Below are 25,315 nucleotides of genomic sequence, written 5' to 3' on the forward strand. Positions count from 1 at the left end.
TATGTCACTCTCATATATCATTTTTATTTTTTCGGAACGATCGCTTCCATTCCGCCCATGTATAGCTGCAATGCTTTTGGAATCTTCACGCTTCCGTCTTCCTGAAGATTATTTTCCAAAAATGCGATCAGCATTCTCGGCGGTGCGACAACTGTATTATTCAGTGTATGTGCAAAATATTTTGATTTTTCACCTTTTACGCGAATTCCTAATCTTCTTGCCTGTGCATCTCCCAAATTGGAGCAGCTTCCAACCTCGAAGTATTTTTTCTGTCTCGGAGACCATGCTTCCACGTCTACAGACTTCACTTTCAGATCTGCCAGATCTCCCGAACAACATTCCAGCGTACGAACCGGAATGTCCATGGAACGAAACAGATCCACCGTGTTCTGCCACAATTTGTCATACCATTCCATACTTTCTTCCGGCTTACATACAACGATCATTTCCTGTTTTTCAAACTGGTGGATTCGATATACGCCGCGTTCTTCAATGCCATGTGCTCCTTTTTCTTTCCGGAAGCACGGAGAATAGCTTGTCAAAGTCTGCGGAAGCTGGTCTTCTGTCAACTGTGTATCAATAAATTTACCGATCATAGAGTGTTCGCTTGTACCGATCAGATAAAGATCTTCTCCCTCGATCTTGTACATCATTGCATCCATCTCGGCAAAACTCATTACGCCTGTCACGACATTGCTTCGGATCATAAACGGAGGCACACAATATGTGAATCCTCGGTTGATCATAAAATCTCTCGCATAAGAGATTACTGCGGAATGCAGTCGTGCAATATCTCCCATCAAATAATAAAATCCGTTTCCGGCTACTTTTCTGGCGCTGTCCAGATCGATTCCGTTAAACCGCTCCATAATATCTGTGTGATACGGAATCTCAAACTCCGGTACAACAGGCTCTCCAAACCGCTCGATTTCTACATTTTCACTGTCATCTTTTCCGATCGGAACAGATGGATCGATGATATTCGGAATCGTCATCATGATCTTTTTGATCTTTTCTTCTACTTCTTTTTCTTCTTTGGAAAGAGCTTCCATACGGTCTGCGCTCTCGCTAACCTTTTTCTTCATCTCTTCCGCTTCTTCTTTTTTCCCCTGTGCCATACATGCACCGATCTGTTTGGAAGCTTTATTTTTCTCCGCACGAAGCGCTTCTACTTCCTGTTTGATCTCGCGGTTTCTCACATCCAATTCCAATACTTCATCGACAAGCGGAAGTTTCTCATCCTGAAACTTATTCCGGATATTCTGCTTTACCACCTCTGGATTCGTTCTTACAAATTTAATATCTAACATGACTTTTCCTCCTGCTCATTTCTCATTTTCTATTTTTCTTTTTTGCAAACTCTGCATCCCTTATATCGTAGGCTTCCTGAAAAATTGCCCGTTCCAGAGATTCTTTTTCTTCCTCTGCAAGTTCAATATAACTCTCGCCTTTTACAATTTCTTTTATATAGGTGTAACATCCTCCTCTGCTGTGCATCGCATTAAAGATCCATCCACTGTTTTCCTCATCCAGCATTGTCAGAGCAAAACTTAAGTTTCCACCCATTTCATGAAATGCATCATATCTTACCAATGCGGTTTTCTGATATGTTCGTTTCACTTTTTTATATAATTTATCAATCTTCTCTTGATTCTCTGCTGTCCGTTCATTTAGTTCATCGAGGATTTCAAAACGTTCAAAAATGCTCTCCTCAAGATTCTTTCCGTCTTTTCCTTTCATAAACGTTGAATAACTTCTTTTTAATCTGTTGTATTTCATGTTGACACTGATTAATAGAATGAACAGCAAAATCTGTATCATAAATAATAATACAATCAGATATCCCGCGTCAATTCCCAAATTTCCAAGAAAATCTGTTTGCATTGCGTGCCTCCCTTATATATTACTGATGATGGATCGACATGATCATATCATATAGTCTTTCCAACTCCTCCTCAGAATAATATTCAATTTCAATGCGTCCTTTTCCATTTGCTTTTGCATTGATATTGACCTTTGTCCCCATTACATTTTTCATCTTTTCTGCAATGTCTTTATATACAAACGTATGTTCTGAAGGCTTTTTTATTTCCTTTTTCGGTGTTTTCAGAGATTTTACAAGTTTTTCCGTCTCTCTTACACTCAATTTTTCATCAAAAATCTTATTTGCCAGTATATACTGCTGTTCCGGATCATCAATTGCCAACAGTGCACGTGCATGTCCCGTACTGATCATATCATCTATGATCATCTGCTGTACTTTATCACTCAATTTCAATAACCGCATAGAATTAGTAACTGCCGTTCTGCTTTTAGAAACACGCTCTGCAACTTCATCCTGTTTTAACTGAAATTCTTCCAATAATCTTTTAAAAGCCATTGCCTCTTCAATCGGATTCAAGTTTTCCCGCTGAATATTTTCAATCAGAGAAATTTCTACAATTTCCTGTTCTGTATATTCTTTGATGATCACAGGAATTTCCTTGACACCCGCAAGTTTGGCTGCGCGCCATCTTCTTTCTCCCGCAATGATCTCATAATATCCCGCTTTTTTCTGAACGATCAAAGGCTGTAAAACACCGTACTGTTTGATAGAATCTGCCAATTCCAACAGCGCATCCTCATCAAATTCTTTTCTTGGCTGATCTCGATTTGGCTCGACTTCGTTAACTTTTAAAAACACCTCGCCGCTCGGGGACTCTTTTATGTCAGCTAGTTTATCCGAAATCTTTTTTTCTTTTTTCTGCGTACTTCCTGATGTTCCATTTTTCACAGTTTTACTGGTTTTATCCGGGATCAAACTATCCAGGCCTTTTCCAAGACCATTTCGCTTTACTGCCATTATTCTTCCTCCCCTTTATGAATCACTTCTTCCGCTAAAAGCAGATAACTCTCTGCTCCTGTCGATTTTGGATCATAGAGATTGATCGGCATTCCATAGCTTGGTGCTTCTGCAAGCCGTATATTTCTCGGAATGATCGTTTTATAAATCGTCTGATCTAAATTATCCTTTACATTCTCAACAACCTGCAAAGACAGATTCGTTCTCGCATCATACATAGTAAATACGACACCCTCAATGACCAATGCCGGGTTCAGACGTTCCTGCACAAGATTGATCGTGTGGATCAATTGGCTTAGCCCCTCCAATGCATAATACTCACACTGTATCGGAACAAGAACGGAATCTGCTGTTGTCATAGCGTTGATCGTAAGCATGCTCAACGCCGGAGGACAATCGATGATCACAAAATCATACCGCTCCTTTACCTTTTCCATCTCATTTCTGATGATATATTCTTTATTTTCTACGCCGATTAATTCAATCTCTGCAGCCGACAAATTAATATTAGAAGGAAGGACATCAAGATTTTCAATTACCTCTTTACAAATACATTCTTCTATTCCTGTTTGACCTATGATCAAATCATAAACACTATTTTCAACTTGATCCTTATCTACGCCTAATCCACTCGTCATGTTTCCCTGCGGATCCAGGTCTAAAGCAAGTACTTTTTTCCCAAGACTTGCGAGAGATGCGGATAAGTTGATTGCCGTCGTTGTTTTTCCTACTCCGCCTTTTTGATTGGCGATAGCAATAATTCTACCCATTTATATAACTCCTTTCCTCCATACTTGTCTATTATATCACCAAACATTCTAAGAATCTACAACAGAATGTTTCACGTGAAACATTTTTCTTGTTATTTTTCAAAATTTGTTTTCCAACTGATTTTTCATGAAACATTTTCTGAATTTCAAAAGTAAAAAAGACTGATACAATGTTTCACGTGAAACATTCAATTTTCTTCTCTTTTTCTTAAGAAAATAGTCCTTTCTAAGAGTTTTCCATTGTAGTATAATAGCTTATATATTCTTTAGAATCAGATAAGGGAGTGATCACTTGAATTTTAAAAAGAATCTTAAAAAGATTACAATTTTTTCCGGGGCTGCTCTGGGTGCAATGCACTTGATAAACAGAGTTTCCTACCATGTATCAACATTTGAAAACAGACTTTTTGCAAAAGATGCAGAGTATTATAAGTGGAAGTTAGGAAATGTCTTTTATACCAGGCAAGGAGAGGGCTCTCCGATACTTTTGATCCATGATCTGAACGTATGCAGTTGTTCTTATGAGTGGAATCATGTAAAAAGGATTTTAAGTTCCAATCACACAGTATATACGATTGACCTCCTCGGATGCGGTAATTCAGATAAACCTAACCTCACTTACACAAATTACTTATATGTGCAACTTATTTTAGATTTCATAAAGGATGTCATTGGAGAAAAAACAGATATTGTATCTTCCGGTGCTTCTTCCGGCATTCTGTTGATGGCTTGTTCTGTCCAAAATGATTGGATTGATAAAGCTGTGCTCGTAAATCCGGAAAATTTGCTTATTTCCTCAAAGACTCCTGACAAATTTGCGGAATTATATAGGACTGTAATTTGTACACCTATAATTGGAACATTTCTTTATAATATAATGGTCAATAAAAAGACAATTGAAAAAGATTTCCGTCTGGATTATTACTACGATCAAAATAAAATCACAGAAAAAGATATTATGTATTTTTATGAAGCATCACAAAAGCAGCATACCAAAGGAAAATATTTGTATGCAAATATAAATTCCTGTTTTACCAACACGAATATTATTCATGGTCTTCGTAATATAACACAACCTATTTACATTTTTACAGGAAAAGAAAATCCGGAAAATATCCTCGCGGCAAATCAATATCAGAATTATCTCCCTGATACACATATTATCGAACTGGAAAAGACAAAACGTTTTCCGCATATGGAACGCCCCGAAGATTTTACAGAGAACCTGGAATCTCTATACTTATAAAAAAACACCGCAAGTTTGTATCATTCCAAAAGGGAATGTTCACAAACTTGCGGTGCTTTTTATTATATTTACACTAATGGTTCTTTTACAGGGAGTCCTGCCTTTCTCGGATAACGTTTCTTTGTACTTTCATTCTTTTTTATCTTTACGAATGATCTTCCGATCTCGGTTCCCGGCAGCTGAAATTTTACGACACCTGTCAATTCTCCTCCAAGCAAGCGGATTGCCTTTTTTGATCCGTCCAACTCCTCTTCCACATTTCCACTCTTGTAAGAAACAAAGGATCCACCGACACAAATATAAGGAATGCAATACTCGCTCAATGTCGCCAGATTTGCAACTGCGCGGGAAACGCAGAGATCAAATTGTTCCCGATACTCTTTTCGCTTCGCATAATCTTCTGCTCTTCCATGCAGCGTCTCTACATCTTCGAGTCCCAGTTCCTCTATAACCGTATCCAAAAATCGGATTCTCTTCTGTAAGGAATCCAGAAGCACGACTTTCAGATGCGGAAATGCAATTTTCAAGGGGATTCCCGGAAAACCTGCTCCGGTTCCGATATCGATCACAGACTGAATTTCCTCCATATTAACCGCCTTTATGATTGCCAGACTGTCCACAAAATGCTTTTCATTTACCTCATCATACTCTGTGATACCGGTCAGATTCATCACCTTATTCCACTCAACGAGTAATTCATAATACCGATGGAACTGTCTTTTTTGTTTTTCTGTCAATGTGATGCCAAGCTCGATGAGCTGTGTATCAAATCGATCTGCCATCTGTCTTGTCCCTCCTAAAAGATTCTTCCTGCTTTATTGTCTTATTCTTCTATTCCTTATTCCCGGTTCTTTCCTCCGAGATATACAAGGAGTACCGATACATCCGCAGGAGAAACACCGGAAATACGCGATGCCTGTCCGATCGACGCCGGACGAATCGCATTCAATTTCTGCTTCGCCTCTATACGGAGACTCTGTATTTCATCATAATTAATTTCTTCCGGTATTTTCTTATTTTCAAGCTTTTTAAACTGTTCTACCTGTCTCTGTTGACGCTTGATATATCCGTCATATTTGATATTGATATTTACCTGTTCAATTACCTCCGCCGGAAGTACTTTTCGCTCCTCGTCAATCTCTGCAAGAACCTCGTAAGAAAGCTCCGGTCTGCGGATCAGCTCGGCAAGTGTTGTTCCCGATACGAGTGCGGTGCTTCCATGCTGTTCCAAAATCTTCTGCACTTTCTCGGAAGTGCCGATATTGACATGATTAACACGCTCGATTTCCGCTGCGATCATCTTCTCTTTTTCTTTCAAATGTTCATAACGTTCTTCACTGACCAGACCAATCTCATAGCCGATCTTCGTTAATCTCTGATCCGCATTATCCTGACGAAGAAGCAGACGATATTCTGCTCTGGACGTCATCATCCGGTACGGTTCATGACTCTCCTTTGTCACAAGATCATCGATCAGAACGCCGATATATCCCTGAGAACGGTCGATCACAATCCCCTCTTTCTCCTGAAGTTTCCGCGCGGCATTGATCCCCGCGATCAATCCCTGCGCCGCCGCTTCCTCATACCCTGAACTTCCATTAAACTGACCGCCGCTGAACAATCCGTCGATTTCTTTAAATTCCAATGTACTTTTCAGCTGACGCGCATCAATACAATCATATTCAATTGCATATGCATTTCGTACAATTTTAGCATTCTCCAGTCCCGGAACACTGCGATACATCGCATACTGCACATCCTCAGGAAGTGAGCTTGACATACCGCCTACATACATTTCATTTGTTTCGATCCCCTCTGGTTCGATAAAAACCTGGTGTCTCTTTTTATCTGAAAATTTAACAACTTTATCCTCAATTGACGGACAATATCTCGGACCTGTTCCCTCGATCATCCCGGAAAATAAAGGGGATCGATCCAGATTATTTCGGATGATTTCATGTGTCGTTTCATTTGTATACGTCAGCCAGCACGAAACCTGATCGATCTGTACGCTGTCCGGATCCGTCGTAAATGAAAACGGAACGACATGTTCATCCCCTTTCTGCTCTTCCATTTTTGAAAAGTCAACCGACCGTTTATCAATTCTCGCAGGAGTTCCGGTCTTAAAGCGGTTCATTTCAATTCCTAGAGATTTTAAACTCTCTGTAAGATAATTTGCTGCCTGCAGTCCGTTTGGACCTGTCTGCATACTCACGTCCCCATAAATGCAGCGCGCACGCAAATACGTTCCCGTACACAAAACAACCGCTCTGCATCGATAAATAGCGCCGGAATACGTCTGTAAACCTGTCACAGTCCGCTTTCCGCTTTCCGGGTTGGTTTCCGTTAAAATATCCGTCACTTCCATCTGCCGGATATCCAGATTTTCCTGCTCCTGCAATACCTGACGCATCGCTCTGCTGTAAGCGGATTTATCCGCCTGCGCACGGAGTGAATGCACAGCCGGACCTTTGGAACGGTTCAACATCTTTGACTGGATAAACGTGCGGTCGATCACTTTTCCCATCTCGCCTCCGAGAGCGTCGATCTCCCTCACCAGATGTCCTTTTGAACTTCCCCCGATATTCGGATTACACGGCATCAGGGCAATACTATCCACACTGACGGTAAACAAAACCGTCCGAAATCCAAGTCTTGCAGCCGCAAGTGCCGCCTCGCATCCTGCGTGTCCGGCTCCGACAACTGCAACGTCATATTGATCTTTATTTTCCCATACAGAATTTACTGAATATTTCATTGACCAAATCTTCTCCTATCGTTTCACCTGTAATACTTCCCAACGCCTCATATGCATCCATCAGATCGATGGAATAGAAATCTTCCGGCATCTGATCCTCGATACTTTCCTGTACTTTCCGAAGCGACATATAAGCATCCTGAAGCGCTGATTTTTGGCGCATATTTGTGATCATGACCTCATCATTAAACGAAAGATCCCCACTCAAGAACATCGTTTTCAACTGCTGTTCCAGCTCCCGGATCCCTTTCTCTTCTTTCGCAGATACTTCGATCACCGGAAATTCATCTTCTAAAAATATGCCCAGCTCTTCTCGTGTCAAAACCGGTTCCAGATCGCTTTTATTCAGCAGAACTACTACTTTTTTTCCTGCGATGATCTGTACGATCTCACGGTCATTTTCATCCAATTTTCTCGAAGCATCGGCCACATAAATGATCAGGTCGGCCGATTCTGCATATTCCCGTGCTTTTTCTACGCCGATTTTTTCGACGACATCCTCCGTCTGCCGGATTCCCGCCGTATCGATCATATTCAGGTTCAGCCCGTTCAAATGAATCTGCTCTTCCAGAACATCTCTCGTTGTTCCCTCGATCTCCGTCACGATCGCACGTTCCCGCCCGGAGAGTACATTGAGCAGAGACGATTTCCCTGCATTCGGCTTTCCGAGGATCACAGTCTGGATTCCCTCTTTGATGATCCGCCCGTTTCCGGCAGAATCGATCAGCTTTTTCAATTCTTCCCTGATCGGAATCAATTCCTTTTCCAACGTCTCTCCATATCCGTCTACGCTGATATGTTCGGGATCATCCAGTGCTGTTTCAATAAATGCCGTGTGATACAGCAATGTTTCCCGCATTGTTTCGATCTTCTTTTTGACACTTCCGCGAAGCTGGCTGACCGAACTCTGCAGCGCATATTCATTCTTGGATGTGATCACATCGATCACCGCTTCGGCCTGAGAAAGATCCATCTTTCCGTTTAAGAACGCACGCTTGGTAAATTCTCCCGGTTCTGCCGGTCTCGCACCGTTTTTTAAGACTGTCTCTAATACTCTCTGCACTACATAGACACCGCCGTGACAATTGATCTCTACCGTATCTTCCCCGGTAAATGTGCGCGGTGCACGCATGACACTGACGAGAACTTCATCGACGGTTTCCCCTCCGTCTTTTATAAAACCGTAATGGATCGTATGACTGTCTGCCTCTGATAATTTTTTCTTTCCTTTATAAATCCGATCTATGATCTGAAATGCATCATCTCCGCTGATCCTCACAATTCCGATTCCCGAATTGGACATTCCCGTTGAGATTGCTGCGATCGTCTCTTTATTTAACATCTCTTACCTCTCAATGATAAAGAGAACGTTTTACACTTCACGAAAGTTCTCGTGAAGCGTAAAACGTTCTCTTTCGCTTCAATCATTATATACCATGTTGTTCGTCGGCGCTACTATCTTTTTAAAGTAACTACGACCTTTCTGTACGGCTCTTCTCCCTCACTGTGTGTCGTTACATACGGATCGGACTGAAGTGCCGAATGGATGATTCTTCTTTCATACGGATTCATCGGTTCTAAAGAAACCGGCTTTCTGTTTCTTTTTACCTTGTGTGCGATATTCTTTGCGAGATGCTTCAGCGTCTCTTCTCTTCTCGCACGATAATTTTCCGTATCCAGTTTCACTCTCACATATCCGCTCTGATGTTTGTTTGCCACACGGTTTGCAAGATACTGAAGGGAATCGAGAGTCTGTCCTCTTTTTCCGATCAGGATTCCCATATTCTCACCTTTCATATCAATACTGAGTGCTCCGTCTGCATCCACCTCGGAAGTGATTTCCACTTCCATTCCCATCGCTTTCAATGTGTCTAAAAGAAATGCTTCCACAGCTTTTTTTGATTCTTCTGTGACCACTGCTGTCTCTTTTTCTTTTCTTGCCGGAACACTTTCCTCTTTCTCAACAGGAGCCTTTACAACTTCTTCTTTTTTCTCTTCTTTCGGAAGTTCCTTTTCTGCATCCTGTTTCTCATAAGCCTTAGGTTCCGCTTTCTTCTCCGGCTCTCTCTTTTCTTTTTTATGTTCTTTTGCTTTTTCTTTTCTTCCCTTTTTCTCAGGCTCCAAAGAAACGTCGAATCTGATCTTGGTATCTTCTTCCTCTTCCGCAGTTCCCGGTTTTCTTCTCGCTTCAATGACAGCCTGTTTCATACCGATTCCAAGAAATCCGGCACTTCCTTTTTCAATGACCTCATATTCCAGACAGTCGCTTGTAACTCCCAACTGGATCAATGCTTCTGTGATCGCATCGTCTACTGTTTTTGCTGACACTCTGATACTGCCGTTCATTTCCGAATCCTCCCTTTCCTTTTATCGTAAGGTTCTACGTCTACTTTTTGCTGTTCGAGCTGTTATATCTGCTTACCAGATTTGCTTTTGATGCAAGACTTCCCTCTTTTGCATTCTTGCTGTATTCTGCCGCTTTCTCCAGCTTTTGTTTTCTCTCATCTTCAGAGATCGACGATTTCTTCACTGCCGTTACATTCTTTGTACTTGTCGTCGCCATCTTATTGATCTCCTGTGCGGAGGTACCTTTTTTCTCACGCTTCTTCGCCGCTTTTTTCTGGTTCTCAGCGATCAATTCTTCCGTGGACTTCTTACTCAGATACTTGTTGATCGCAAGCTGCTGAACACATCTGACGATCGCGCTGACCGCCCAGTAAAGACCAAGACCTGCCGGAAGTGTAAATCCGAGGAATACAGAGAACAACGGCATTGTATATGTCATCATCTTCATGGAACTTGCCATCGGATTTTCCTGATCTGTTGCCGGCTGCGGCTGGAGTTTTACACTGATGAACTGTGTCAGACCTGCAAGAACCGGAATGATCACTGCAAGGATGATTCCGATAATGGAGAAGTCTGCCAGAGCTGTCATTAACATTGTCATCGGAGTCTCGCCAATGTTGATTCCAAGGAAGCTATTCAGATGTCCCATCGCCTGAGTCGTATTTGCCACGATTCCCTCCAGTGACGGCATCTTGTCTACCAGGGTAGTCCATGTAGAATCCTGGAATTTATAAAGTACGTTCACAAGAGTCTCTGCCTGAGAGTAATCAAAGCTCTGCGGACTCATCAGAACCGGTTTCGCACTTCCGATTCCCTCCATGATCTTCTGGAATCCGTCTGTTGCCATGATCTGATTTACAACCGGCATATAAACGTTCTTAACACCCTCTACATAATTCGGAATGTTGGAGATGACCGGATACAGCGCGAACAGGATCGGCATCTGGATCAACATCGGAAGACATCCGCCTGTCGGGGAAGTTCCGTATTTCTCATAAACGATCTGCATCTCTTCCTGCTGTTTCAGCATGGATGCCTGATCACGTTTTCCGGCATATTTTTTCTGAATCTTCTGAATCTCCGGATTCATTACGGATGACATCTTCGACCACTTCTGCTGTTTGATCGTAAGAGGGATCATCAACGTATAAATAATAATTGTGAAAATAATAATGCAGACGCCGATATTCTGGATACCGAATAATCCATCCATCACATTGTAGATTCCATCCATCAGCTTTCCAAGCAGCCAAGCTATCTGATGAATGATCGGCCAATCTGCATAACCTGAAGCTAAAACACCTTGCATCTCTTGTCCTCCTTAAGGTACCGGATCATATCCGCCTTTTGCAAATGGATTGCAGCGCAGAATCCTCCATGCAGTTAAAAGACCACCTTTCAACACGCCGTATTTCTCAATCGCTTCGATTCCGTATTGAGAACAGGTCGGTATATAAATACAGTGATACTGTCTTTTCAATCCGGACAGATATTTCTGATAAAACCGGATCATCCCTATGCATATTTTTTTCATCTGCGTCACTTCCTTTTTGATCAAATGTGTCCCTTGCACATTTGTACGGTGTGCCTGTCAGAGTTGCTTTTTCCCCATTGTGCACACATCTTATGAAATGTTATATATATCATGAAGTTTTCCAAGATGGATCAGCGCACTTTCCATGTCTGCATATGTGATTTCTTTTGCGCTGACTCTGACCACAATGACAATGTCATATCCACACTTGAAATGTTCTTCTTGAAGCCGATAACTTTCTCTTACCAGTCTTGTAAGATGGTGTCTCACAACACTGTTTCCTACTTTTTTACTTACGGAAATACCAAGTCTGTTCTTCCCAAGTCCATTCTCTTTTTTATACATGACAAGAGATCTGTTGGCGAGGGAATTTCCGGTTCGATATACAATCTGAAAATCTTTATTCTTCTTTAAAGATTCGGAAAATTTCATCGAAAGCCTCCTGCCTTTTTTATATCAGAGTAGAAGAAAAGGCCACATATATGCGGCCTAAGCTGATAACTGTTTTCTTCCTTTTGCTCTTCTGGCAGCTAATACTTTTCTTCCGCCTGCTGTGCTCATTCTTGCTCTGAATCCGTGAACTTTGGATCTGGATCTCTTCTTCGGCTGAAATGTCATCTTCATTATACATACACCTCTCTTTCCATACTTTAAGTGTCAAAGAACACTGCGGTGTCCTTAAATCCTATATCTGAATCTCTTTTCTTCCCTATATATCATAGAAGACAAAAAGACACTGCTCTTAATTATATTCTGAAAATGTCAAGAAGTCAAGGTAAAATCCGTCATTTTTAAAGTTTCCACATTACAAAAACGCCTGCAAACGCCGTAAATACGCGAGAAACTATCATATTTCCACATTTTCCACAATTTTTATCCACAAAGAAACTATTTTGTGAATAACGTGTTGATAACCGGCCGTTTTTCAGTGGATAAGCAAAAAATAACCTGTGAACAAAAAATTATTTTGTTTCCTTTTTCCTTAAGAATCAAGGGATTTTTAATGTGAATAGTGTGCATTGAGTTATCCACATCTTTTCTGATTGCTTCTCTTATTGATTTGATGTAAAATGGTGAAGAGAGTTTTTTGTTTACAAATCACTCTGATTACATTGATTAGGAGTTACTTTTGATGAACATTGTGGAAGAAAATTGGGACGAAATCCTCAATAAAATGAAAGTTGAGTATTGCTCATCGAATATTTCATACAATACATGGATCGCCCCTCTTACAGTTTATGAAGTGGATGAGACGACCGTCTATATTCTTGTCAGACTCAAGGCCAGTCTGGAACATATTGAAGAAAAATATCTCCTGCCTTTTAAGGTTTGTATCGCCGAGATCACCGGAAAAGAGTATGAGGTTTCTTTTGTTACGGAAGATCAGACCGTCGTCCACCAGAAAAAACAGGATACCGTCCAGAAAAAGAAAGCGAATGTATTATTTGAGAAAGCCAATCTGAATCCCAAATATACATTTGATACATTCGTAGTCGGAAACAACAACCGCTTTGCCCATGCGGCCTCACTGGCCGTGGCCGAATCTCCGGGTGAGATTTACAATCCTCTCTTTATATATGGAGGCGCCGGACTCGGCAAAACCCATTTGATGCATTCGATCGCTCATTTCATTATTGAGAATGAACCGAATAAACATGTGCTGTATGTCACAAGTGAGACTTTTACCAATGAATTGATCGATGCGCTGAAGATCGGTAAAAACGGCAATGAACTTTCCATGACTACGTTCCGTGAAAAATACCGGAACAACGACGTTCTTCTGATCGACGACATCCAGTTTATTATCGGAAAGGAAAGTACCCAAGAAGAATTCTTCCACACATTCAATCATCTTCACGGTGCAGGCAAACAGATCATCATCTCCAGTGATAAACCGCCGAAAGACATTGAGACACTGGAAGACCGGCTTCGTACCCGATTTGAATGGGGTCTTCTGGCCGACATTTCCGCACCGGATTATGAGACACGAATGGCCATTTTGAAGAATAAAATCGAACTGGATCATCTGGAAGTCTACCATATACCGGACGATGTCCTGCAGTATATTGCCAACAACATCAAGTCGAACATCCGGGAACTCGAAGGTTCCTTAAATAAACTGATCGCATTGGCCAAACTTGTCAACAAGCCGATCGATATTCCATTGGCTGCCGAAGCTTTAAAAGATATGGTTTCTCCGGACGATGCAAGAGAGATCACACCGGAACTGATCATGGAAGTCGTTTCCGAACACTTTAATGTACCGGTCAGCGAATTAAAAGGAAAGAAACGTACTGCTGAGATCGTACTTCCGCGTCAGATCGTCATGTACCTCTGCCGCGCTCTGACCGACACGCCTTTGAAAGCAGTCGGTGTACTTCTTGGCGGCAAAGATCATGCCTCGATCAGCCATGGCGTAAAGAAAATTGCGGCCGATCTTAAGACAGATGAGGCCTTAAGCAATACAATTTCAATCATTAAGAAGAAAATCAATCCTCTTTGAAGGGAATAAGTCACTTTTTTGTTGTGGATAACCTGTTGATAACTACGGAATAAGCTGTGGATATTGCAGTTGAGAAATTTTTTTAATTCTTTCCTCTCAGAATTATCCACACGTTATCCCAACACTTCAAACATGGATTCCACAGAGTTATCAAAGCCGACAAAGCCTTATAAATCAAGGGCTGGAGATAGTTTTAAACATATCCACAGCCCCTAATACTAAGAAGACGAAATTATTTTATATATAAATACATACAGCTTGTGTGTGAAACTCTTTTTCCACACCATGATGTTATTCCGCAATAAGACAGAATTGAAAGGAGTTTACTATTATGAAAATAATCTGTACAAAATCCAATCTTGCAAAAGGCGTCAGTATTGTATCGAAAGCAGTTCCGTCTAAGACAACAATGCCGATCTTAGAATGTATTTTGATCGATGCAACTACGGATGTGATCAAACTGACTGCAAATGATATGGAACTTGGAATCGAAACACGCATTGAAGGTGAGATCATCGATCGTGGTATCATAGCTTTGAATGCAAAGATCTTTTCTGAGATCGTAAGAAAACTTCCTGATAATGAGATCGTGATCGAAACAGACATGAACAATCAGACAATGATCACCTGTGAAAAAGCAAAGTTTAATATAGCCGCACAGTCTGGCGAAGATTTCTCTTATCTTCCGGTGATCGAAAAAGAAGACAATATCGCTGTATCCGAATTTACTTTGAAAGAAGTGATCCGACAGACTATTTTTTCAATCGCGGACAACGATACAAACAAAATGATGACCGGAGAATTATTTGAAATCGATGAGAACGTCCTGAAAGTAGTATCTCTGGATGGGCATCGTATTTCCATCCGTAAGATCGAACTGAGTGACTCTTACGGACAGAGAAAAGTGATCGTTCCGGGAAAGACACTTCAGGAGATCAGTAAGATCATCGGCGGAGAAGCTGAAGCAAGTGTTGAGATTTCATTTACGAAAAATCATATCGTATTTGAGTTTGACCAGACGTTGGTCGTATCACGGCTGATCGAAGGGGATTATTTTAAGATTGATCAGATGCTTTCCAGCGATTATGAGACAAAAGTTCGGATCAATAAGAGAGAACTGCTGGATTGTATTGACCGTGCGACGCTGCTGATCAAAGAGGGCGAAAAGAAGCCGATCATCATCAATATCGGGGATGAATCGATGAAGCTGCAGATCAAGTCCCAGATCGGATCAATGGACGAAGAGATTCTGATCACAAAAGAGGGAAAAGATCTTTTGATCGGATTTAATCCGAAGTTTTTGATCGATGCGCTTCGTGTCATTGACGATGAAGAAGTAGATCTGTATTTTATGAATGCAAAAGCTCCGTGCTTTATTAAAGACGAACAGCAGTCTTATATTTACCTGATCCTTCCGGTAAACTTTAACGCCGTGGCATAAGCTGTGCGGGAGAAGAAAAGTTTCGCTTGCGGGAAATGCACCGTGAGCGAACTTTTTCTTGTCATGCATGCGGCAAAATAGTTATGAGGAGTGTTTTGAACTGCTACAATAGTCTGACAGATTTTGTATGAAAGGGAAAATTATGGAAATGATCAAATTAAGAGAACAGGATGAATTTATCAAGCTTGGGCAGGCGGTTAAAGCAGCCGGTCTGGTAGAATCCGGAGTTGAGGCCAAAGAAGTGATCCAGGAGGGCCGGGTGTCTGTAAACGGAGAAGTTGACACCAGACGTGGCCGAAAATTATATGCGGGGGACGTGGCCGAATATAACGGAGAACAAATAAAAATTGAAAAATAAAGAAAAAGAGTGTAAAATAGTTACATACTGATGGAGATATTATGGTAATTAAGTCATTAAAGCTTAAGAATTACAGAAATTATGAGTTGCTGAATCTGACTTTTGATCCAAAGACAAATATCCTCTATGGGGACAATGCACAGGGAAAGACGAATATTTTGGAGGCATTGTATTTGTCGGGAACTACGAAATCTCACAGAGGTACAAAGGACCGGGATTTGATCCAGTTCGGGCGGGAGGAATCCCATCTGGAAACAGTGGTTGAGAAAAACGGCGTTCTTTTTCAGATAGACATGCATTTGAAAAAGAACAGTCCGAAAGGAATTGCGATCAACAAGATTCCGATCCGGCGTGCGGGAGAACTGTTTGGAATCGTTCATTTTGTATTTTTTTCTCCGGAAGATTTGAATATTATCAAAGAGGGACCGGCAGGCAGGAGGAGATTTATCGATCTGGAATTATCCCAACTTGACAAGGTCTATCTCAGTAATCTGTCTAACTATAATCGTATTATCAATCAAAGAAATTCCTTGCTCAAAGAAATTGTTTATCAAAAAGATCTGATCGATACATTGGATATCTGGGATATGCAATTGGCTGAGTATGGGACAAAGATTATAGAGCGCCGGAAAAAATTTATCGATGAGGTGAACCGGATCATCGGAGGAATCCATGAGAAACTGACCGGCGGGAGAGAAAATATCGAGTTGTCCTACGAGTCTTCGGCAGGAGAACTTTCCATGGAGGAAATGCTTCGAAAAAACCGGGAGCGCGATATCCGGTTTAAGAGTACGTCTGCCGGACCTCACCGGGATGATCTTTGTTTTCGGGTGGGAGATCTTGATATCCGGAAATTCGGATCCCAAGGACAGCAGAGGACGGCGGCGCTTTCTTTGAAGCTCTCGGAGATTGAATTGGTAAAGATGCTGATTCATGATACACCGATCCTTCTTCTGGATGATGTTCTTTCGGAATTGGATAAAAACCGGCAGAATTATCTGCTGGACAGCATTCATGATATCCAGACTGTCATTACATGTACAGGTCTGGATGAATTTGTGAATCACAGATTTTCTATCAATAAAATCTTTTATGTAAAAAACGGAACAGTGGCAAAGGAAAATTAGGAGGTTGTTAAATGGGTGCAACAGGTACAGAATTTGATGCTGAATACGGCGCGGATCAAATCCAGATATTGGAGGGATTGGAAGCGGTCAGAAAAAGACCGGGAATGTACATCGGAAGCACATCGGCAAGAGGTCTTCATCACCTTGTATATGAGATCGTAGACAATTCGATCGATGAGGCGCTTGCAGGATATTGCGATACGATTTTTGTCAGCATCAACAAAGATAATTCAGTGACTGTCATTGATAACGGACGTGGTATTCCGGTCGGTATCAATCATAAAACGGGACTTCCGGCAGTCGAAGTTGTATTTACTGTACTTCATGCAGGCGGAAAATTCGGCGGCGGAGGATATAAAGTGTCCGGAGGTCTGCACGGAGTAGGTGCATCCGTTGTCAACGCCCTTTCAGAATGGCTTGAAGTAGAGATTTATCAGGGCGGAAAAATATATAAGCAGCGTTATGAGCGCGGAAAAGTCATTTACAAACTGAAAGTAATCGGTGAATGCGATCCGGAAAAGACAGGAACAAAGGTTACATTTTTCCCGGATGCGGAAATTTTTGAGGAGACCGTATTTGATTACGATGTGCTCAAACAGCGTTTCCGCGAGATGGCATTTTTGACCCGCGGACTGAAGATCGTGCTGCGGGATGAACGTCAGGAAGAACTGATCGAAAAAACATTTCATTACGAGGGCGGAATCAAAGAATTCGTGTCTTACCTGAATAAGAGTAAGACGGCTCTTTATGATCAGATCATTTATTGTGAGGGAAAGAAAGACAACGTATACGTCGAGGTTGCGATGCAGCATAATGATTCGTACAGCGACAACACATACGGTTTTGTAAACAACATTACGACGCCGGAGGGCGGGACCCATATCGTAGGTTTCAGAAATGCGCTGACGAAGACCTTCAATGATTACGCAAGAAAAAATAAATTATTAAAAGACAGTGAACCAAATCTTTCGGGAGAGGACATCCGCGAGGGATTGACAGCGATCATCAGCGTAAAACTGGAAGAGCCGCAGTTCGAGGGACAGACAAAGCAGAAACTCGGAAACAGCGAAGCCAGAGGTGCGGTGGACAGTGTCGTAAGTTCACAGCTTGAGATTTTCCTGGAACAGAATCCGAACGTTGCAAAAATGACGGTTGAAAAATCCGTGATGGCACAGCGCGCGAGAGAAGCGGCGAGAAAAGCAAGAGATCTGACGAGAAGAAAATCGGCTCTGGAGGGGATGTCGCTTCCGGGAAAACTGGCCGATTGTTCTGATAAAGATCCGGTAAACTGTGAAATTTACATTGTCGAGGGAGATTCGGCCGGCGGATCGGCCAAAACAGCCCGTGACCGTGCGACACAGGCCATTCTTCCGCTTCGTGGAAAGATTTTGAATGTGGAAAAAGCGCGACTCGATAAGATTTACGCAAATGCGGAGATCAAGGCGATGATCACAGCATTTGGTACGGGAATCCATGATGACTTTGATATCAGTAAACTTCGTTATCATAAGATCATCATCATGACTGATGCCGACGTGGACGGCGCCCATATCAGTACCTTGCTTCTGACATTTTTATATCGGTTCATGCCGGAACTGATCAAACAGGGATATGTGTATCTGGCACAGCCGCCGCTTTATAAGTTAGAGAAAAATAAAAAAGTATGGTATGCGTACAGTGACGACGAGTTGAACGAGATCCTTACGGAAGTCGGACGTGACGGTAACAACAAGATCCAGCGTTATAAGGGACTTGGAGAGATGGATGCGGAACAGCTCTGGGATACGACAATGGATCCTGAACACCGTGTGCTTCTTCGTGTGACGATGGATGACGAGACATCCTCCGAACTGGATCTGACGTTTACAACCTTGATGGGGGATAAAGTAGAACCTCGTCGTGAGTTTATCGAAGAAAACGCAAGATTTGTACAAAATCTGGATATATAGCAGAGTTTAAGTGACTTAAAGGAGAGTAGGAATGGAAGATAATATTTTTGATAAAGTCCATGAAGTCGATCTGAAGAAGACGATGGAAAAATCTTACATCGATTATGCCATGAGTGTTATCGCATCTCGTGCGCTTCCGGATGTAAGAGATGGATTAAAGCCGGTACAGCGTAGAATCCTGTACTCCATGATCGAGTTGAACAACGGACCGGACAAACCGCATCGTAAATGTGCGCGTATCGTCGGAGATACGATGGGAAAATATCATCCTCATGGAGACAGTTCCATTTATGGAGCGTTAGTCAATCTGGCACAGGACTGGTCCACGCGATATCCTCTTGTTGATGGTCACGGAAACTTTGGTTCTGTGGATGGAGACGGCGCGGCGGCCATGCGATATACTGAGGCCCGTTTGAGTAAGATTTCCATGGAGATGACAGCGGACATCAACAAAGATACCGTTGATTTTGCACCGAACTTTGATGAGACGGAAAAAGAACCGGTTGTGCTTCCGGCGAGATTTCCGAATCTCCTTGTCAATGGAACTTCCGGTATTGCCGTTGGTATGGCGACGAATATTCCTCCGCATAATCTTCGGGAAGTGATCGGAGCCGTTGTCAAGATCATCGACGATCAGATTGAAGAAAAGGGCGAGACAACGATCGACGAGATACTTGAGATCGTCAAAGGTCCTGATTTTCCGACCGGAGCGGAGATTCTCGGAACAAAGGGGATCGAAGAGTCCTACCGGACAGGACGCGGCAAGATCCGTGTCCGTGCAGTGACAAATATCGAACCGATGCAGAATGGAAAGAACCGGATCATCGTAACGGAACTTCCGTTTATGGTAAATAAAGCGCGTCTGATCGAAAAGATCGCAGAACTTGTAAGAGATAAAAAAATCGACGGAATCACAGATCTGAGCGATCAGTCCAGCCGTGAGGGAATGCGGATCTGTATCGAACTGCGTCGTGACGTCAACCCGAATATTATTTTAAATCAGTTGTACAAACATACACAGCTTCAGGATACATTCGGCGTGATCATGCTGGCGCTTGTCAACAATGAGCCGAAGATCATGAATCTTCTTGATATGCTGAATTATTATCTGGCACATCAGGAAGAAGTTGTGACAAGAAGAACAAAATATGAATTAAATAAAGCGGAAGAGCGCGCGCATATCTTAAAAGGATTGTTGATCGCGCTGGATCATATTGACGAAGTGATCAAGATCATCCGCGGATCCAAGAACGTTCAGATCGCAAAAGAAGAGTTGATGAAACAGTTTGAACTTTCGGAAGTGCAGGCACAGGCGATCGTGGATATGCGTCTGCGTGCTCTGACCGGATTGGAAAGAGAGAAATTGGAGACAGAATATGCGGAACTGATGAAGAAGATCGACGAACTGCGTGCGATCCTTGCAGACCGGAAATTGCTTCTCGGTGTGATCAAAAAAGAAATCCTGATCATTTCCGACAAGTATGGCGATGATCGCAGAACAAGTATCGGCTATGATGAGTTCGATATTTCCATGGAAGATATGATCCCGAAAGAAGATGTTGTGATCACCATGACAAAGATGGGATATATCAAACGGATGACGATGGACAATTTCAAGAGTCAGAACCGTGGAGGCAAGGGAATCAAGGGCATGCAGAAGCTGGATGAGGATTACATCCAGGAACTGTTCGTGACATCCACGCATAACTATATCATGTTCTTTACGAATACCGGTCGTGTGTATCGTATGAAAGCATATGAGATTCCGGAGTCAGGAAGAACATCGAGAGGAACTGCGATCATCAATCTGCTGCAGTTGATGCCGGAAGAGAAGATCACGGCGATGATTCCGATCAAGGCATATGATGACGATCAGTATTTATTTATGGCGACAGAGCAGGGACTTGTGAAGAAGACGCTGCTCCGAGAATATGTCAATGTAAGAAAGAAAGGTCTGGCGGCGATCACACTGCGCGACGATGACCAGTTGATCGAAGTGAAGATCACAGATAATGAGAAAGATATTCTTCTCGTTACAAAATACGGACAGTGTATCCGATTTGACGTCAATGATGTAAGGGCAACCGGAAGAACATCGATGGGAGTTCGCGGAATTAATCTTGACGACAGAGATAAAGTGATCGGAATGCAGGTCAACACGCAGGGTGACTGTCTGCTTGTCGTATCAGAAAAAGGTATGGGTAAACGCACTGCGATGGGAGAATTCACCAATCAGAACCGCGGCGGTAAAGGTGTGAAATGCTATAAGATCACCGAAAAGACCGGAAATGTGATCGGAATGAAAGCGGTCAATGAAGACGATGAGATCATGATGATCAACAGCGAGGGAATCATTATCCGTATGGCGTGCGATACGATTTCCAAACTTGGAAGAATTACGTCAGGCGTGAAGCTGATCAACCTGAAAGAAAATGAAACCGTAGTCAGTGTAGCAAAAGTAAGGAAAGCATCAACTGAGATCGACGGAGAAGAAATCGATATTTCTGATGAAGACGGAGAAGAGATTTCGGAAGAACAGGAATAAAAAGTAAATAGGTTTTAAGAAAAGGCAGAGTTTTTACTTTGCCTTTTTGAGAAGAAAAGATACAAGCATAAAAGGAGACATTATGATTCGTACTGTGCATGTAGAAGAAATTACAAAAAACATAAAAGAGATGTGTATCGAGGCTAATCATTATCTTTCAGAGGATATGGATGCGGCGATGAAGCAGGCTGTTGAGACGGAAAAAGCGCCGCTTGGAAAACAGATTTTAACACAGCTCCAGGAAAATCTGCAGATCGCAGCAAAAGACATGATCCCGATCTGTCAGGATACCGGAATGGCAGTTATTTTTTTAGAAATCGGTCAGGACGTGCATTTTGAGGGAGGATCATTGGAAGATGCTGTCAATGAGGGCGTGCGCCAGGGGTATGTGGATGGATTTTTGCGAAAATCAGTTGTGAAAGATCCGTTGATCCGTGAAAATACGAAAGACAACACTCCGGCAGTCATTCATACAAAGATCGTACAGGGAGATCGGGTAAAGATCAAAGTGGCTCCGAAAGGATTCGGAAGTGAAAATATGAGCCGTGTTTTTATGCTGAAACCTGCGGAGGGAATCGAGGGAGTGAAGCATGCGGTGCTGACAGCCGTAAAGGATGCGGGTCCGAATGCCTGTCCTCCGATGGTCGTCGGCGTGGGAATCGGCGGAACATTTGAAAAATGTGCGTTGATGGCAAAAGAAGCATTGACCCGGGAAGTGGGAAGTCATTCTACGATCCCATATGTCAGAGAGTTGGAGGAAGAATTGCTTTCAAAGATCAATTCCCTTGGGATCGGTCCGGGAGGACTTGGAGGTACAACAACCGCTCTGGCAGTAAATATCAATACATATCCAACACATATTGCCGGACTTCCGGTAGGAGTCAATATCTGTTGCCATGTGAACCGGCACGTTATTCGGGAATTGTAAAAAGCGGAGGGATCAGCATTATGGAAAAACATATCAAGGCGCCGATCGAAAAACAAGCTGCGGCAAAACTAAAAGTAGGAGATTATGTGTACATCACCGGAACAATTTATACAGCACGAGATGCGGCGCATAAACGAATGTATGAGGCATTGAGCGAGGGAAAAGAACTTCCGGTTGACATTCAGAAACAGATGATCTATTATATGGGGCCGTCTCCGGCAAGAGAGGGGCGTCCGATCGGATCCGCAGGTCCGACAACGGCAAGCCGCATGGATAAATATGCGCCACAGCTTCTGGATCTCGGACTTGGAGCTATGATCGGAAAAGGAAAACGGAGCCCGGAAGTGATTGAGGCGATCAGGCGGAATCAGTCTGTTTATTTTGCGGCAGTAGGAGGTGCGGGAGCTCTTTTGTCCAAATGTATCACAAAATCAGAAGTGATCGCCTATGACGATCTTGGGACGGAGGCAATCCGAAAACTTACAGTTGAAAACTTTCCTGTGATCGTGGTGATCGACAGTGACGGAAATAATCTTTATGAGACAGCGATAAAAGAATACTGCACATACAGCGATGATGCAGAGATTCGATAGATAAATGCGATAAAGCAGACGAGAGGAAGAAGAATGAAACGAATATTGTTGATGGTGATCAGAAATATAGTACTTGTTCTGCCGATGTGGATCAGATTGTGTTATCATGCGGCACATCCGGATAAATATACGGAGCAGGAACATTTTAAGATGCTGAAATTTATTGACCACAGGGCAAATAAAGCAGGAAATGTAGAGATTGTCGCATCAGGAATTGAAAATATCCCAAAAGAAAACGGATTTATTTTTTACCCAAATCATCAGGGCATGTACGATGTGCTGGCGATCATGGAAGTCGCACCGGTCCCGTTTTCTGTTGTTGCAAAGAAAGAAGTCGCAAATATTCCATTTTTAAAACAGATTTTTTCCTGTGTCAAAGCAAAAATGATGGATCGCGAAGATATCAGGCAGTCTCTTCAAGTAATCATGCAGGTGGCAAAAGAAGTAAAAGAGGGGCGGAATTATATTATTTTTCCGGAGGGAACCAGATCGAAAAACGGAAATACAGTCGGAGAATTTAAAGGAGGAAGCTTTAAGGCTGCTACAAAAGCAAAATGTCCGATCGTTCCGGTGGCGTTGATCAATGCGTTTAAGCCATTTGATACAAATTCGATCGAACAGGTAAAAGTTCAGGTGCATTTTTTAGAGCCGTTGTATTATGAAGATTATAAAGAAATGAAAACAACGGAAATCGCGCAGGTTGTTCAGGATCGTATTCAAAAAATGATTTATGATCATGTAGAAGAATAAAAATATTATGATACAGACAGCAGTATGACTGACAATAGTTATGCTGCTTTTTTGATGAAATTATGGAATTGAGAGGAAGAAAAAAGTTGCATTTTTTATTTTAGCGGATTATAATAAATTCATAAATAGTAAGTAGTAAGTAATAAGTAGCAAGTAAAATGAGAACCATGAGAAGTAAAAGTGCATTTTGAAATGGAGGAATTCAGATGAAAGATTTTACATTATCGCAGCAGTATGCAATACTAGGTTTGGATGGAATTGAGAGTCTTCATTCATCTTTTGCAAAAAATGCAGTGATCAGAGGGATTTTTGTCGCAAGAGAGCTGGAAAAGATTTTTGAAAATGTAGCAGAAGATATGGATCCGGATACATTTTCAAAAATGCTTCAAGAAAGTATGGAAAGAATCAGACATCACAAAAAGAAAGATGATCAGATCATGGAAAAAGAGATCTATGCGTGTCTTGGAGAAGCAGGTGTTATGACACAGGTTCCTGATCTTTTAGGATGTGATATTAATTATTATACATCCGGTGTTGAATTGATGGCATATCGGAGTGATGTAAAGACGCGTTGGCAGATTGTAGATGGAATACGTGCAGAGATGCTTGAAGAGGGACCGGTGAGTCTGGAACCGATGCTTTTATTATGGCTATGTAGAGAGAGCGGATGTATTCATGATCTGTTTTCTGTCGAGGAACAAAGGCAGATCCAGAAGAAAATGATCTCTGTATCGGCAGCAAATCCGGTTTATCGTATTTTGTGGGAGAGTGAATTTCACAGTATGATAGAGAATGCGGTTGGAAATTTTCTGAGAGCAAAACACAAATTATTTCAGAATCCATATTTACAAGGTGTGAATATGATCTTTCCATTTATTGAAAGACGGCAGGCGATTTTTATTGACATGGTTGTGTTTGGAACAAGTGTTCAAGGAAGAAGAGAAGCTGTTGTTCAGTTTTTGATTGAGAAAGGGCATTATGTAGAGCAGGTAAAGAACGGATCGGAAACATTGCTTAAGATCGATAGTTTTTATTACCGGATATTCCCGACAACGAGAGTGTGTCAGAGAGTCCCAATTCAGGGAGTGAATCTAATTCCGGTTTATTGGTAAAGAAGGATGAAAGAAAATGTCTAGGCAAAGAACCATGGAGGCAATTCTGGCTTCTGAATATGTAACGATAGGAGAATTGGTCCGTTTGACCGAATGTCGTTACAGTACGTTAAAATTTTATACAGAAGAGGGAATGCTTCCGTTTAAACAGGAAGAAGAGAAATTAACAAGACGTTATCAAAGAAAGGAAAGTGTTGAACGGATTCAAATGATTCGGAATTTCCGAGAAGCAGGAAAGACAATTCCGGAGATCAAAAAGATTTTACGTCGCGTTGACGGAGAATGTGTCTGATTCAATAAGTAAATAAAGAGAGGATATCAAGCCTCTGCTCATGTAAAATGTATTATTATATACGATGAGAATGGCATATATCGGTGTCTGGCAATAAATATGGGCGGAGGCTGAAAGGAGAGAGGGTGAAAGAAAAGAAAGAAAGGTCAATTGAAAAAGTAAATTCCACTTTGTAAAGTTAAATTCCACCTTGTAGGACTAAATTCCACGAGGTGGAGTTT

At 42.0% G+C, this 25,315-nt stretch carries 24 protein-coding genes; 12 read left to right on the forward strand and 12 right to left on the reverse strand.

The annotated features are described in order from the left end of the window. Nucleotides 1–23: 23 nt before the first annotated feature. From serS to I2H87_RS10770, 4 genes are read right to left on the reverse strand one after another with little or no spacing between them, the layout of a single operon-like run. On the reverse strand, nucleotides 24–1,310 hold the full coding sequence (gene serS, locus I2H87_RS10755) for a serine--tRNA ligase (RefSeq protein ID WP_009268927.1): 1,287 nt from the start codon (nucleotides 1,308–1,310) through the stop codon (nucleotides 24–26). Nucleotides 1,311–1,332: 22 nt separating this feature from the next. Continuing rightward, nucleotides 1,333–1,884, reverse strand: a complete 552-nt coding sequence (locus I2H87_RS10760; protein WP_009268928.1) for a DUF4446 family protein — start codon at nucleotides 1,882–1,884, stop codon at nucleotides 1,333–1,335. Nucleotides 1,885–1,903: 19 nt separating this feature from the next. Continuing rightward, nucleotides 1,904–2,842, reverse strand: a complete 939-nt coding sequence (locus I2H87_RS10765) for a ParB/RepB/Spo0J family partition protein (RefSeq protein ID WP_195609939.1) — start codon at nucleotides 2,840–2,842, stop codon at nucleotides 1,904–1,906. Beyond that, on the reverse strand, nucleotides 2,842–3,612 hold the full coding sequence (locus tag I2H87_RS10770; RefSeq protein WP_117550008.1) for a ParA family protein: 771 nt from the start codon (nucleotides 3,610–3,612) through the stop codon (nucleotides 2,842–2,844). The genes I2H87_RS10765 and I2H87_RS10770 overlap by 1 nt, the downstream gene beginning before the upstream one ends. Nucleotides 3,613–3,904: 292 nt before the next feature. Between I2H87_RS10770 and I2H87_RS10775 the strand changes: the two genes are divergently transcribed. Then, nucleotides 3,905–4,858: an alpha/beta fold hydrolase gene (locus I2H87_RS10775; protein ID WP_195609940.1), complete on the forward strand. Its 954-nt coding sequence runs from the start codon at nucleotides 3,905–3,907 to the stop codon at nucleotides 4,856–4,858. A gap of 68 nt (nucleotides 4,859–4,926) precedes the next feature. Here the strand turns inward: I2H87_RS10775 and rsmG are convergent, their stop codons facing one another. The 8 genes from rsmG to rpmH form a co-directional block, all read right to left on the reverse strand. Next, nucleotides 4,927–5,640 (reverse strand): 16S rRNA (guanine(527)-N(7))-methyltransferase RsmG, encoded by a 714-nt coding sequence (rsmG, locus tag I2H87_RS10780; RefSeq protein WP_195609941.1) that lies wholly within the window; start codon nucleotides 5,638–5,640, stop codon nucleotides 4,927–4,929. 56 nt (nucleotides 5,641–5,696) lie between these two features. Continuing rightward, nucleotides 5,697–7,616: a tRNA uridine-5-carboxymethylaminomethyl(34) synthesis enzyme MnmG gene (mnmG, locus tag I2H87_RS10785; RefSeq protein WP_195609942.1), complete on the reverse strand. Its 1,920-nt coding sequence runs from the start codon at nucleotides 7,614–7,616 to the stop codon at nucleotides 5,697–5,699. Further along, nucleotides 7,582–8,958 carry a tRNA uridine-5-carboxymethylaminomethyl(34) synthesis GTPase MnmE gene (gene mnmE / locus I2H87_RS10790; RefSeq protein WP_022151389.1) on the reverse strand — a complete coding sequence of 459 codons (1,377 nt, stop codon included), beginning with the start codon at nucleotides 8,956–8,958 and terminating at the stop codon, nucleotides 7,582–7,584. Before mnmE ends, mnmG begins: the two co-directional genes overlap by 35 nt. A gap of 113 nt (nucleotides 8,959–9,071) precedes the next feature. After that, nucleotides 9,072–9,962: an RNA-binding cell elongation regulator Jag/EloR gene (gene jag, locus I2H87_RS10795; RefSeq protein ID WP_117550015.1), complete on the reverse strand. Its 891-nt coding sequence runs from the start codon at nucleotides 9,960–9,962 to the stop codon at nucleotides 9,072–9,074. Between the two features lie 40 nt (nucleotides 9,963–10,002). Then, a complete protein-coding gene (locus I2H87_RS10800) occupies nucleotides 10,003–11,271 on the reverse strand; it encodes a YidC/Oxa1 family membrane protein insertase (RefSeq protein WP_195609943.1) in 1,269 nt (422 codons plus the stop codon). A 12-nt stretch (nucleotides 11,272–11,283) separates the two neighbouring features. Then, on the reverse strand, nucleotides 11,284–11,496 hold the full coding sequence (yidD, locus tag I2H87_RS10805) for a membrane protein insertion efficiency factor YidD (RefSeq protein WP_009268938.1): 213 nt from the start codon (nucleotides 11,494–11,496) through the stop codon (nucleotides 11,284–11,286). 90 nt (nucleotides 11,497–11,586) lie between these two features. Then, the gene (rnpA, locus tag I2H87_RS10810; RefSeq protein WP_009268939.1) at nucleotides 11,587–11,928 is read right to left on the reverse strand and encodes a ribonuclease P protein component; all 342 of its coding nucleotides are present in this window, start codon (nucleotides 11,926–11,928) and stop codon (nucleotides 11,587–11,589) included. A 57-nt stretch (nucleotides 11,929–11,985) separates the two neighbouring features. Beyond that, nucleotides 11,986–12,120 carry a 50S ribosomal protein L34 gene (gene rpmH, locus I2H87_RS10815; RefSeq protein WP_004613283.1) on the reverse strand — a complete coding sequence of 45 codons (135 nt, stop codon included), beginning with the start codon at nucleotides 12,118–12,120 and terminating at the stop codon, nucleotides 11,986–11,988. Nucleotides 12,121–12,628: 508 nt separating this feature from the next. Between rpmH and dnaA the strand changes: the two genes are divergently transcribed. The 11 genes from dnaA (at nucleotide 12,629) to I2H87_RS10870 (ending at nucleotide 25,094) form a co-directional block, all read left to right on the forward strand. Continuing rightward, nucleotides 12,629–13,999 (forward strand): chromosomal replication initiator protein DnaA, encoded by a 1,371-nt coding sequence (dnaA, locus tag I2H87_RS10820; RefSeq protein ID WP_009268940.1) that lies wholly within the window; start codon nucleotides 12,629–12,631, stop codon nucleotides 13,997–13,999. A 331-nt stretch (nucleotides 14,000–14,330) separates the two neighbouring features. Further along, nucleotides 14,331–15,440, forward strand: a complete 1,110-nt coding sequence (dnaN, locus tag I2H87_RS10825) for a DNA polymerase III subunit beta (protein ID WP_009268941.1) — start codon at nucleotides 14,331–14,333, stop codon at nucleotides 15,438–15,440. Nucleotides 15,441–15,582: 142 nt separating this feature from the next. Next, nucleotides 15,583–15,798 carry an RNA-binding S4 domain-containing protein gene (locus I2H87_RS10830; protein ID WP_195609944.1) on the forward strand — a complete coding sequence of 72 codons (216 nt, stop codon included), beginning with the start codon at nucleotides 15,583–15,585 and terminating at the stop codon, nucleotides 15,796–15,798. A gap of 41 nt (nucleotides 15,799–15,839) precedes the next feature. Beyond that, entirely contained in the window at nucleotides 15,840–16,925 is a 1,086-nt protein-coding gene (recF, locus tag I2H87_RS10835) for a DNA replication/repair protein RecF (protein ID WP_022151382.1), read from the forward strand. Nucleotides 16,926–16,936: 11 nt separating this feature from the next. Next, complete coding sequence (gyrB, locus tag I2H87_RS10840) at nucleotides 16,937–18,874, forward strand: DNA topoisomerase (ATP-hydrolyzing) subunit B (RefSeq protein WP_022151381.1); 1,938 nt, start codon at nucleotides 16,937–16,939, stop codon at nucleotides 18,872–18,874. A gap of 31 nt (nucleotides 18,875–18,905) precedes the next feature. Beyond that, complete coding sequence (gyrA, locus tag I2H87_RS10845; protein WP_009268946.1) at nucleotides 18,906–21,419, forward strand: DNA gyrase subunit A; 2,514 nt, start codon at nucleotides 18,906–18,908, stop codon at nucleotides 21,417–21,419. A gap of 82 nt (nucleotides 21,420–21,501) precedes the next feature. Further along, nucleotides 21,502–22,347 (forward strand): fumarate hydratase, encoded by an 846-nt coding sequence (locus I2H87_RS10850; RefSeq protein ID WP_009268947.1) that lies wholly within the window; start codon nucleotides 21,502–21,504, stop codon nucleotides 22,345–22,347. Nucleotides 22,348–22,367: 20 nt separating this feature from the next. Next, the gene (locus I2H87_RS10855; protein WP_117550068.1) at nucleotides 22,368–22,940 is read left to right on the forward strand and encodes a Fe-S-containing hydro-lyase; all 573 of its coding nucleotides are present in this window, start codon (nucleotides 22,368–22,370) and stop codon (nucleotides 22,938–22,940) included. A 33-nt stretch (nucleotides 22,941–22,973) separates the two neighbouring features. Continuing rightward, nucleotides 22,974–23,690, forward strand: coding sequence for a lysophospholipid acyltransferase family protein (locus I2H87_RS10860; RefSeq protein ID WP_009268949.1), 717 nt, complete (start codon nucleotides 22,974–22,976; stop codon nucleotides 23,688–23,690). Nucleotides 23,691–23,896: 206 nt separating this feature from the next. Next, complete coding sequence (locus I2H87_RS10865) at nucleotides 23,897–24,802, forward strand: hypothetical protein (RefSeq protein ID WP_195609945.1); 906 nt, start codon at nucleotides 23,897–23,899, stop codon at nucleotides 24,800–24,802. A gap of 16 nt (nucleotides 24,803–24,818) precedes the next feature. Continuing rightward, nucleotides 24,819–25,094 (forward strand): helix-turn-helix domain-containing protein, encoded by a 276-nt coding sequence (locus I2H87_RS10870; RefSeq protein ID WP_009268951.1) that lies wholly within the window; start codon nucleotides 24,819–24,821, stop codon nucleotides 25,092–25,094. Nucleotides 25,095–25,315 lie beyond the last annotated feature (221 nt).

It is taken from the genome of Mediterraneibacter glycyrrhizinilyticus, from assembly GCF_015560805.1.
Lineage (GTDB): Bacteria > Bacillota > Clostridia > Lachnospirales > Lachnospiraceae > Schaedlerella > Schaedlerella glycyrrhizinilytica_A.